This is a genomic window from Zunongwangia sp. L-65, assembly GCF_056859415.1.
Map to the genome: position 1 here is coordinate 112,050 of NZ_JBSXOK010000071.1, position 11,174 is coordinate 123,223.

Sequence of the window (11,174 nt, forward strand, 5' to 3'; positions counted from 1 at the left end):
TTGATGTATAAGAGATTGGATTTTAGCAAAATTTTTATAAATGTAAAAAAAACACTTATGATTTTTATAGAAATTCTGACTTAATCGATGCTAAATGCATTTACCATTTCTTATAGCATTTCACTTTAAAAGCGTTAGAAAAAGACATGAATTCAGGAATGTATAGCTAAATAGAAGTATTCTATTCCGTATAAGAAGTTTATTGCCCAGGTTTTAAAAATGAATTTAGAAAATTGCAGGAAATGGATTCTGCTTCCATTTTATAGTTCAGTTTTTATTAAATGTTAATTTTCTCCTTCATTTATTTTGAGAATGCCGAAAATACCCCCTTGAGATTGGTGAATTAATAAAATTTGCTAGAAAACACCCTTTTTCTGGACAAATCTTATCCTTTATAAAAGGTTAAAAATGGAGAATATTGTAAATGATAATCATCGAAATCGATTTCTTTCTTTCGATGATGTTGTTAAAAAAATAACGAGTCATTTTCAATTAAATTTTTAACTATATGTATAAAATTTTACTACAATCGCAAAAGCTAAAAGTAGTTTGCTTTTTATTTTTTGCGCTTTTATCGCAAATTATTATCGCCCAGGAACGAGAAATTTCTGGTGTGGTAATGGACAACTCAGGTTTACCTTTACCGGGAGCATCGGTGTTATTAAAAGGTACTTCTAACGGAGTAGTTACTAATTTTGATGGGGAATTTGAAATTAGTATTCAAGAGGGAAAAGATCAGATCCTTTTAGTGTCTTATATAGGATATTTAGAAAAGGAAATTGAATTAACAACCGAATCTTATTACGAGATTAGCCTTCAACCTAATGAAGAGGCATTGGATGAGGTTGTGGTAGTAGGATATGGTACCAAAAGAGAAAAGGATGTAACGGGTGCCATTAGCACCATTAAATCTGATGATATTTCTCGTACAACTTCAACGACTACCGCTGGGGCGTTGGCCGGTAAAATTCAGGGGGTTTCTGTAAGAGCTCAGGATGCACGTCCGGGTCGCGGTGCTTCCTTGGAAATTCGAAATATGGGAAATCCTCTTTATGTAATCGATGGGATCCCTTATGGTGGCGATAATGGTCGCGACTGGTTGCAGTCTACCGGAAATTCAGGGAACGACATGTTTAATTCTTTAAACCCGGAAGATATAGAAAGTATTACTATTCTTAAGGATGCTTCTGCTGCGGTGTATGGAATGAGAGCTTCAAACGGTGTTGTACTGGTAACCACTAAAAAAGGAAGAAAGACAGATCAGCCAAAGATTAGTATTAATGGGTATACCGGTTGGCAAAATCTTACCAGATTTCCAGATCTTGCTAATGCAGCACAATATACCAGAGGTCTTGTAGAAGCGGCACAAAACGAAGGCCGTGACCCCAATACCGTTTTTACTCCAGAGGAATTGCAAAAATGGCAGGAGGGAAACTTACCTGGTTATCAAAGTTATGATTATTATGATTTTGTTATGAGAGATAATGTTCCACAGTATCATATCAATGCCAGTGTATCTGGTGGAACAGATAAAACTAATTATTATCTATCGTTAGCCAATACAAATCAGGAAGCTTTATTAGATGATTTCGCGTATGAGCGAACAAATTTACAGGCTAATATCGAATCGCAGATCGCAGAAAGGTTAAAAATAGGGACCCAAATTAGTGGTAGGATTGAAGAAACAAATGATGTTGGTTTGCCGGGAGGTGATGGCTATTTTTCTGCAATATTAGGCTTGTTTAGTAACCTACCAACCACACCACCGTATGCTAATAATAATCCGGAATATCCTAATCATACCAGGGACTTTTCAAGAAATCCGGCGTTATTTGAAAGGGACATTGTAGGATATAAAGATAACTTTGCCAGAAACCTGAATGTAAACTTATATGCTGAATATGAATTTTCTTTCGGCTTAAAAGCAAGAGGAACCTATTCTTACAACTTCAGTAATAATAAATTTGATGGCTTTCAATACAGATATGATGTGTTTACTTACGACGAAGCCAACGATACTTATAATGCTACAGGAGGATCTGACGCTGGTTGGAGATATCAGGCAGAGCGAGAAGATATTAGTACATTCTCTCAAATAAAATTAGATTACGCCAAGAAGATCGATAAACATTCATTTTCTGCGATGGCTGCTTACGAACGCTCTGATTTTGAGCAGGATTATCAACAAATGGGAACTAACCCATCTAATGATTATTTACCGCTATTAGAATTTGATCAATTAAACTCTTTCGCAGATGGTTGGAACTATCAGGCACGAGTAGGCTATATTGGTAAATTTAATTATAGTTACGACGATAAATACATAATTGAGTTATTAGGAAGATATGATGCATCCTATTTATATCCCAAAGGAGATCGTTGGGGATTCTTTCCAGGTGTTTCTTTAGGTTGGAGAATTTCAGATGAAAAGTTTTTTAAACCGCTTACCGGCGTCATCGACGATCTTAAAATCAGAGCTTCTACCGGAGAAACTGGACAGGAACAAGGAGTGGGAATGTTTGATTATTTAGGCGGTTATACCTGGAATAACGGGAGTGCCGTATTAGACGGTACTTATACGACTGGACTGCGACCAAGAGGCTTACCAATTAGAAATTTATCATGGGTAACCAATACCAATTCTAACATAGGGATCGATCTAACGATGTTTAATAACAAACTAAGTGTTACGGCAGATGTATTTAGAATTCGAAGAACGGGTGTTCCTGCCCCAAGGTATGATGTGTTATTACCCAGTGAGGTAGGCTATACTTTACCCAATGAGAACCTAAATGAGAATGGTTATAATGGAGCTGAAGGAATAATTACCTATAAAAGTTCTATAAATGACTTTAATTATTCGGTTAGTGGAAACTTTACTTATTCAAGATATAAAAGTATTTCAACCTATAAACCACGTTTTGGGAATTCCTGGGCAGAATATAGAAACTCTGCAGAAGGCCGTTGGGGAGGCATCTGGTGGGGCTATCAGGTTGTGGGAAGGTTTGAAAATGAAGAAGAGATTAGAAACTATCCTATAAATATTGATGGCCAAAATAACCGTACGTTACTACCTGGAGACTTTATTTACAAAGATGTGAACGAAGACGGAGTGATTAACTGGATGGACGAGCGCCCTATTGGTTACCCTGATAGTTGGTCTCCAATGATATCTTACGGGGGAACGATTGCAATGAACTGGAAGAATATAGATCTTACCATAGACCTTGCGGGAGCTACCATGCAATCCTGGTATCAGAACTATGAGCTAAGAAATCCATTTCATGCCGGAGGAAACTCTCCAGCCTATTTATTAGAAGATCGTTGGCACAGAGCAGATCCTTACGATCCGGAAAGTGAATGGATTCCAGGACGTTATCCTGCCATACGTAACGGAAATGTGGGGCCAAACCATCGTAATAGTGATTTCTGGTTAACCAATGTATGGTTTTTAAGACTTAGAAATATTGAACTGGGCTATACGCTCCCTAAGGAATGGGTTTCTAAAGTAAATGTAGACAGACTTCGTTTTTATGTAACCGGTTCTAACCTGGTTTCATTTGATAATGTAAATGGTTTCGAAATAGATCCGGAAATATCTGCAAATGCTTCAGTAGTTTATCCACAACAAAGAACAATTGTTGTTGGTTTAAATCTTTCACTTTAATAGAAGTTATTAAAATATTATTATGAAATATACAATTTTACGCATCTTAATAGTTGCATGCTTTATAGGCGTTATAAGCTGTGATAACGATGCATACCTGGAACGTCAACCCAAAAATATTATCGGGGATGAACAATTATGGAATGACCCTGAGTTGATTAAATCACTTCTTGCTAACTATTATGATAGATTACCAAGTTTACATGGGGTATTTAATGTTGGCGGAATGACAGAGATAGACGACGCGATGTGGTCTGGTCATAACGATCAAAACTGGAGGAATGATTTTCAATATAATTATGATTACGGGCGCTACTGGGATTATGGTTTTATAAGGGATATTAATTTAGCTCTTGATAACCTGGAAGAGTTTAGTACTGAAATTGATGTCGAACAAAAAAATCTTTTTGGAGCAGAACTTAGATTCATCAGAACTTTTGTTTACTTCGAAATGGTAAAACGTATGGGTGGGGTACCACTGGTAACCGAGCAGCTTATTTATGATTATAGTGGAGATCCCGAATACTTACAAATTCCAAGATCTACGGAAGCTGAGGTTTACGATTTTATTTATGCAGAATTAGAGGATATTAAAGATGATCTTTCCGGAAATAATGGCAGCCAGACACGAGCTAATTATTATACAGCTTTAGCTTTAGAAAGTAGATCAATGTTATATGCCGGCTCTTTAGCTAAATATAATAACTTAATGGATAATCCAATTACTTTGCCAGGGGGAGAAGTAGGGATTCCTGCAAGCAGAGCGAATGAATTTTATACAAGATCTTTAGCCGCCTCTAATGAAATTTTACAAAACGGAAATTACGCTTTATACGATGCAAATCCAGACAGGGGGATGAATTTCTATGAAATGTTAATGGATAAAACCAGTAATGAGGTGATTTTTGCCAAGGATTTTCAGAACAGCTTAAAAACTCATGGCTTTACTTTCGAAAATATCCCAAGAAGCTTAACCGAAGACAACGAATATCCCACCAATCTTACCCCTTCTTTAAACCTGGTGGAAAGTTTTGACTATTTGGATGGTAGCGATGGGGAATTAAGAATTACTAATTCCGACGGTAGCCCTATAGTGTATGATGAGCTTACCGGTATTTTTGACAATAAAGATGCTCGTTTATATGGAACTGTTATTTATCCGGGAACTTCTTTTAGAGGCCTACAAGTTAGTTTACAGGCAGGAGTAGCGGTGTGGAATGGTTCAGGATATTCTTATGAAACTTCTCAAAGATTAGGAAGCGTGTATAGCTTTCCTGACGGAAGCGGTGATGGAGGACTATGGACGGGTGCAGATGGTCCGCAGGATAATGCACAGTTTGTAAGTAATACAGGATTCTATATTCGCAAATTCTTGAGTAATGCTTCAGGAGCGAGTACTAGAGGAGTGGCTTCAGAAAATTGGTGGCCATGGTTCCGTCTTGGGGAAATCTACTTAAATGGAGCAGAGGCTGCATTCGAATTAGGGCAAGTAGAAACTGCTATGGCCTATGTAAATACATTAAGAGAACGTGCCGGCTTTCCGGCGAATAGTATTGCTAACCTTACTATGGATGATATACGTAACGAGCGTCGTGTAGAACTGGCTTTTGAAGATCATCGTTTTTTCGATTTAAAACGCTGGAGGATAGCACACGAAATTTGGGATGGAGACGAGAATAGTGAACAGGCGGTTGTTTATGGCTTATATCCGTATAGAATAGTACGCCCCGGGCACCCAGATAATAATCATTATATCTATAACAAGATAAGACCAACCCGATTTAGAAGAGCTCGCCTGTTTAGATTAGGTAATTATTACGCTTCGATAGATCAGGGAGTTCTTAATAATAATCCAAAGCTGGTTAGAAATCCTTTCCACTAGAATTTTAAGCTTTAACGAAAACTTATTTGTAATGAAAAAATATATATTATACAGCCTTATATCCATAAGCATGGTGCTTGCTGGTTGTGAATTAGATAATTTTGATGCTCCTAAAGCCATGCTGGAAGGACAGGTTACCTACCAGGGAGAACCCATATCTGTAAGATCTAATAGTGCCGAATTCCAGATATGGCAGGATGGTTATGCTTTGAATGAATTAATTCCTGTATTTATTGCTCAGGATGGTACGTATTCGGTATCTCTTTTTGAAGGAGAGTATAAACTGGTTCGCCGTGGAGGCGATCCGTGGTTGCCACAATTAAACGATACTATTGTAGTGCAGGTAAGTGGAAATACTCAGGTAGATGTGCCTGTAACACCATATATTAATATCTCTAATGAAAATTTTCAGATAAATGGATCAACTTTGAGTGCAAACTTTCAAATTGATCAGATAGTAGCAGATACTAACGTTCAGGAAATAAGCATCATGCTTAGCAGGAATATTCTTGTGGATAGAAATATAAACGACTTTAATAAGGTTATAGAACTCAAAAGTTTTGAGTTTGGGACAAGTAATTCGGTAGCTATAGAAATACCAGAATCTTTAAGAGATGAAGGCTATCTTTTTGTTCGAATTGGGGCTAAATCTTCGATGGCTAACGAGTTGATTTATACCAATGCACAAAAGATCGATCTATAAGATTTTTTATAATTGAATTACCGATCTGGTATTCTTGTTTTGGATAATCTATATAGTGAAGAAAATGCCGGAACTATTGTTTATTACCTTAAAATAGATATCTATTTGGTTAACCAATGCCTGCACTTTTGAAGATTATGATATATGTTGCTTCCATTTTGTAGGATTATGGACAGATCATAAAAATAAAATCGCCTCCTTGCTTTTAACAAGGAGGTCGATTTATTTGTTAAAAGTGGATTTATAAGATTGAAGATTAATCTTTGGGCATGAAGTAATGCTAAGCGCGAGAAATCCGATATTAAAAACGAATGGCGCATAACAAAATACTTTCTTAATTTAGGATGTATATAGTATCGCTTTCAAAAACAAAAGCTAGATTGACACAGGTTTAATAGCAGGAAGTAGTTATGATTGTTCCCGAAAAGACTGCGCTATCATTTTAGCAATGGACCAATGCCAAAAAAATAACCTAAAAATTATAAAATATGAGCACAAAAATTGGCAATAGTACCCAGGTTTTAATCTTGTTCTCATTTCTTTTATTGCCGCTAGTCTCATTTGCCCAGGGCAATCTAAAGATGCAAACTAACATTCCTATAGATTCCATTCGTCTTAGTGACCCATTTATTTTGGCCGATAAAAACACAGAAACGTACTTTATGACGGGTACCGGAGGCAAACTCTGGAAGAGTAAGGATCTTAAGCTTTGGGAAGGACCATTTACGGTGGTCGAAACAGATCCTGATTCCTGGATGGGAAAAAATCCTATGATTTGGGCAGCCGAAATTCATCAATTTAAAGGTAAATATTATTATTTCGCGACTTTCACCAATCGGGATGTTATTATTGATACCGTTAAAGGCAATAAAATTGAACGTCGTGCCAGCCATATTCTGGTAAGTGATTCGCCAGAGGGTCCTTATAAACCAATGGAAGATAAAACCTATCTTCCGGCAGATAAACCAACTTTAGACGGTACTTTTTGGGTAGATAAAGATGATAAGCCTTATATGGTTTATTGCTATGAATGGTTGCAAAACTGGGACGGTACGATCGAGAAAATTCAACTAAAATCAGATCTAAGTGGTTCGGTAGGTGAAGGCGAATTGCTATTTAAAGCCAGTGATTCCCCATGGAGTAAAGAGCGCACGGAAGATGGAAAAATAAAACCAAATAAAGTAACCGACGGCCCGTTTTTGTTCGAAACACAAACCGGAAAATTAGGGATGCTTTGGACAAGCTGGGTGTTTGGAGATTATGTTCAGGGAGTTGCTTATTCTGAAAGTGGCACTTTAGACGGTCCTTGGATCCAGGAAAAAGATCCCATTACTCCGCCTAATTTTGGGCATGGGATGATGTTTAAAACCTTTGAAGGGAAGTTGTTAATGGCACTTCATAGTCATCGCGTAGGTGCCAGGGGGAATTATATTCGAATCCCTGCTTTGCTGGAAGTAGATGATAGCAAAAACAAAATTATAGTATCTTCAAAAAAGTAAATCTTCCAAAACAATTTAAGTATAAAACTATCCTCCAATTTAACTCTAATTATAAAAATGAAATCAGTAAAATTTGTTCTCTCTATAGGGTGTTTAATTTTTGCGAATGCGATACAGGCACAGGTGGCAGAAATTAAAAGTCCAGATCAAAAAATACAATTGCAGGTACATGAAAACAATGGAAAAGTATCTTACGATATTCATTATGCCGAAGCGCAGTTTTTAGAAGATTCACCTTTAGGTTTAAAGACCTCGTTAGGAGATTTTTCATCTCAACTAAAATTTATTTCTGCTGAAGTAAATACGATCGAAAATTCATACGATCTCGATCGTGCTAAAGTTAGTCATGTAGATTATAAAGCAACCGAGTTGGTTTCGAAGTTTATAAATGAGCATCAGGATACCTTGTTTGTTTATTTTAGAGTTTCTAATCGCGATGTGGCTTATTCGTATACACTAAAATCGAAAGCAGGGCGATCTAATGTAAAGATTTTTGAAGAAGCTTCAGGTTTTAATTTACCAGATTATGCAACTACATATATTACGCCGCAAGCATTACCAATGACGGGCTGGATGGAAACTAAACCCTCTTATGAAGAGGAGTATACCCTAGGTGAAAAATTAGGAGAACCATCAACTTACGGAGTAGGATATACCTTCCCTGCTTTATTCAAATTAGGCGAAAATGGATGGGTTTTGATTTCTGAAACCGGGGTAGACGGAGGTTATCCGGGCGGTAGATTAAGTGAATCCACACAAGACGGGGTTTTTACGGTAGAATTTCCTCAGGAAGGAGAAAATAACAGTATTGGTGATGCGTTTGCAGCGATGGCTATGCCGGCAAAAACGCCGTGGCGAACCATCACTTTGGGGGAAAGTTTAAAACCAATTGTAGAATCTACCGTAGCATTCGATTTGGTAGAACCAAAATATAAACCTACAATCGATTATAAAATGGGACGAGCCGCCTGGAGCTGGATCGTCTGGCAGGATAACAGTATTAATTATGACGATCAGATTAAATATATCGATATGGCTTCGAGTTTGGGATTTGAATATGTTTTGATCGATAACTGGTGGGATAATAATATTGGTTACAAAAGAATGGAAAAACTGGTGAAATATGCCCAGTCCAAAAATGTAGAGGTGCTGCTATGGTATAATTCTAATGGTTATTGGAATGAAGCACCACAAACACCACAGGATAAAATGAATACCAGTATCGCCAGGAAAAAGGAAATGGAATGGCTGCAAAAAATAGGTGTGAAAGGTTTGAAAATTGATTTCTTTGGAGGAGACAAACAAACCACCATGAAGTTATATGAAGATATTTTGACAGATGCTAATGACTACGGACTGGGAATTACTTTTCACGGTTGTACGCTTCCAAGAGGCTGGCAAAAAATGTATCCAAATTATGTGACTTCAGAGGCTGTTTTGGCGTCAGAAAATCTAATTTTCCGCCAGGATGCTTTAGATAAACATGCTTTAAATTCAACAATATTACCTTTTATAAGAAATGCGGTTGGAGCAATGGATTTTGCCCCCGTGTTCTTAAATCAGAAAATGTCCAGGGAGCAGAAAAACGGCACCATAAGAAGTACAACAGATGCTTTTGAGCTGGCAACTTCTGTGTTGTACTTTTCGCCAATTCAGCATTTCGGTTTAACTCCAAATAATCTGGAAGAGCAACCGGATCATGTTTTGGATTTTATAAAGGAAGTACCAACGGTTTGGGATGAAACCATTTACATTGGCGGAGAACCTGAAGATTATTGTGCCTTGGCACGTAGAAAAGGTGACCGGTGGTATGTTGCGGTTAGCAATGCCACAAAAGAGCAGCGAAAAATAGCATTAGAGCTACCTATGCTTGCAGGAAAAGAGGTTAAACATCTTTATGATAATAAAGATCAAACAGCAGGCTATAAAACCTCGAAAATCAAAAGTAACGGCACATTAGAAATTGAATTACTCTCTGAGGGCGGTGCCGTTTTATATGAATTATAAAGATAAAATAGTATAAAACAGCCTTTCAGTATTTGAGAGGCTGTTTTGGAAATATGTAAACCGATGTTTTTATTGAATTTTGATAGCCTATAATTAGGATCCCGTGCCTTACTCGCAATGTCATCACTAAGTATTCTCTAAAATTATAGAAAGGTTTACTATTAATTACCTTGCGCACTTGCCTCGGCTTTTAAAATTCTTTTAAAAATACTAATCGTGTTCCACGATCATCGGAAGCGATTTCTTTGACTTCAGTTAATCCAAGTTTTTTAATAGCATTTATGGATGCATGATTTTTTGGGCTTGCAGCCGCCAAAATTCGAGGTCTTTGAAGCTCATTTTTAGCAAAATCAATCCAGAATTGTCCAATTTCGGTAGCAAAACCTTTTCCCCAATACTCCTGATGCAGTACAAAACCAAATTCCAAATCGTTTTTATCTCCAAGAAAATCACACGGAATTAAGCCTGTAAAACCTACAAAATCACCTGTGGTTTTATCCAGAACGCATACAAAACCTATGCTATCAGTATTATTCAGAATAAAATCATTGGCTAAAATGTCCAGAAACTCCTTTTTGGTAAGTGTTCTACCTTTAAAAGCCGACTGCATTACGGTTTCATTTTTACAAAACAGTTGATAAAGCGGCATAAATAATTCGGCTTCAAAACTTACAATTTGGAGTCGGTTGGTTTCTAATTGCATTTTACAGGATCGTTTTAAGACTGAAAAGTATGGAAAATTTTGAATTATGAATGGTCTTTTACTAAAATTGAGATTTTTCGACTTTACTTCGTTACGCTCGAAATGACAGAGAGTTTTGTCGTCTCAACCGAAGCGGAGAGATCTCTTTTGGAATGTTGAGTTTGAGAATTCTCGACTTCACTACGTTACGCTCGAAATGACCGAGAGTTTTTGTCGTCTCAACCGAAGCGGAGGGATCTCTTTTGGGATTTTCATTTAGTTTTAGATTTCTCGACTTCACTTCGTTACGCTCGAAATGACAGAGAGTTTTTGTCATCTCAACCGAAGCGGAGGGGTCTCTTTTACATTTTTATTTAGTTTGAGAATTCTCGACTTCACTTTGTTACGCTCGAAATGACAGAGAGTTTTTGTCATCTCGACCGAAGTGGAGGGATCTCTTTTACATTTTTATTTAGTTTGAGAATTCTCGACTTCATTTCGTTACGCTCGAAATGACAGAGAGTTTTGTCATCTCGACCGTAGCGGAGAGATCTCTTTTGGAGTTTTTATTTAGTTTGAGAATTTTCGACTTTACTTCGTTACGCTCGAAATGACAGAGAGTTTTTGTCATCTCAACCGAAGTGGAGAAATCTCTTTTTGAATGTTGAGTTTTAGATTTCTCGACTTTACTTCGTTACGCTCGAAATGACAGAGAGTTTTGTCATCTCGACCGA

At 37.1% G+C, this 11,174-nt stretch carries 6 protein-coding genes; 5 read left to right on the forward strand and 1 reads right to left on the reverse strand.

The genetic code is table 11. From position 1 onward, the window contains the following. The first annotated feature begins 508 nt into the window (after positions 1-508). From AC13DP_RS15685 to AC13DP_RS15705, 5 genes are all read left to right on the forward strand, one after another. Complete coding sequence (locus tag AC13DP_RS15685; protein ID WP_347407747.1) at positions 509-3,667, forward strand: SusC/RagA family TonB-linked outer membrane protein; 3,159 nt, start codon at positions 509-511, stop codon at positions 3,665-3,667. Between the two features lie 22 nt (positions 3,668-3,689). Beyond that, on the forward strand, positions 3,690-5,549 hold the full coding sequence (locus AC13DP_RS15690; RefSeq protein ID WP_347407748.1) for a RagB/SusD family nutrient uptake outer membrane protein: 1,860 nt from the start codon (positions 3,690-3,692) through the stop codon (positions 5,547-5,549). 31 nt (positions 5,550-5,580) lie between these two features. Next, the gene (locus tag AC13DP_RS15695; RefSeq protein WP_347407749.1) at positions 5,581-6,252 is read left to right on the forward strand and encodes a DUF3823 domain-containing protein; all 672 of its coding nucleotides are present in this window, start codon (positions 5,581-5,583) and stop codon (positions 6,250-6,252) included. 488 nt (positions 6,253-6,740) lie between these two features. After that, positions 6,741-7,751 carry a glycoside hydrolase family 43 protein gene (locus AC13DP_RS15700; protein ID WP_483068079.1) on the forward strand — a complete coding sequence of 337 codons (1,011 nt, stop codon included), beginning with the start codon at positions 6,741-6,743 and terminating at the stop codon, positions 7,749-7,751. 57 nt (positions 7,752-7,808) lie between these two features. Beyond that, a complete protein-coding gene (locus tag AC13DP_RS15705; RefSeq protein WP_483068080.1) occupies positions 7,809-9,758 on the forward strand; it encodes a glycoside hydrolase family 97 protein in 1,950 nt (649 codons plus the stop codon). Positions 9,759-9,948: 190 nt separating this feature from the next. Here AC13DP_RS15705 and AC13DP_RS15710 read toward each other — a convergent pair whose 3' ends face one another. Then, positions 9,949-10,461, reverse strand: coding sequence for a GNAT family N-acetyltransferase (locus AC13DP_RS15710; protein WP_483068081.1), 513 nt, complete (start codon positions 10,459-10,461; stop codon positions 9,949-9,951). Positions 10,462-11,174: the final 713 nt, after the last annotated feature.

What these genes read in the sequence shown, in the direction of transcription:
- AC13DP_RS15685 (WP_347407747.1), top strand. Translation starts at nt 509, where the DNA reads ATGTATAAAATTTTACTACAATCGCAAAAGCTAAAAGTAGTTTGCTTT.
- AC13DP_RS15690 (WP_347407748.1), top strand. Translation starts at nt 3,690, where the DNA reads ATGAAATATACAATTTTACGCATCTTAATAGTTGCATGCTTTATAGGC.
- AC13DP_RS15695 (WP_347407749.1), top strand. Translation starts at nt 5,581, where the DNA reads ATGAAAAAATATATATTATACAGCCTTATATCCATAAGCATGGTGCTT.
- AC13DP_RS15700 (WP_483068079.1), top strand. Translation starts at nt 6,741, where the DNA reads ATGAGCACAAAAATTGGCAATAGTACCCAGGTTTTAATCTTGTTCTCA.
- AC13DP_RS15705 (WP_483068080.1), top strand. Translation starts at nt 7,809, where the DNA reads ATGAAATCAGTAAAATTTGTTCTCTCTATAGGGTGTTTAATTTTTGCG.
- AC13DP_RS15710 (WP_483068081.1), bottom strand. Translation starts at nt 10,461, where the DNA reads ATGCAATTAGAAACCAACCGACTCCAAATTGTAAGTTTTGAAGCCGAA.